General features: G+C 67.7%; 1 protein-coding gene. It reads left to right on the top strand.

The features are described 5' to 3' along the window. Positions 1–486: cytochrome c biogenesis protein CcsA (gene ccsA, locus U4Y91_RS36610; protein WP_321809132.1), on the top strand; the 486-nt coding region annotated here is incomplete at both ends.

Below are 486 nucleotides of genomic sequence, written 5' to 3'. Positions count from 1 at the left end.
TTCGCTCGGCGCGTTCGTGCTGCTGGTCATCAGCGCGGCCGTCGGCTTCCTGATGTGGTACTCGGTCGCGCGCGACGCGCAGCAGATCCAGCCGCTCGTGCCGGCGCTGCAGAGCTGGTGGATGAAGATCCACGTGCCGGCGAACTTCATCGGCTACGGCAGCTTCGCGCTGTCGGCGATGGTGTCGGTCGCGTACCTGATGAAGGCGCGCGGCGTGCTCGCCGATCGCCTGCCGACGCTCGAGGTGCTCGACGACGTGATGTACAAGTCGATCGCGGTCGGCTTCGCGTTCTTCACGATCGCGACGATTCTCGGCGCGCTGTGGGCCGCGGAAGCATGGGGTGGCTACTGGAGCTGGGACCCGAAGGAAACCTGGGCGCTGATCGTGTGGCTCAACTACGCGGCCTGGCTGCACATGCGCCTGATGAAGGGCCTGCGCGGCGCGGTTGCCGCCTGGTGGGCGCTCACCGGCCTGCTCGTGACGAC

The sequence above is a fragment of the Burkholderia sp. BCC1993 genome (assembly GCF_905339865.1).
In the GTDB taxonomy this organism is placed as follows: Bacteria; Pseudomonadota; Gammaproteobacteria; order Burkholderiales; family Burkholderiaceae; genus Burkholderia.
The sequence above is the reverse complement of the archived record's forward strand: the minus strand, read 5'-3'. Positions and strand labels throughout refer to the sequence as shown.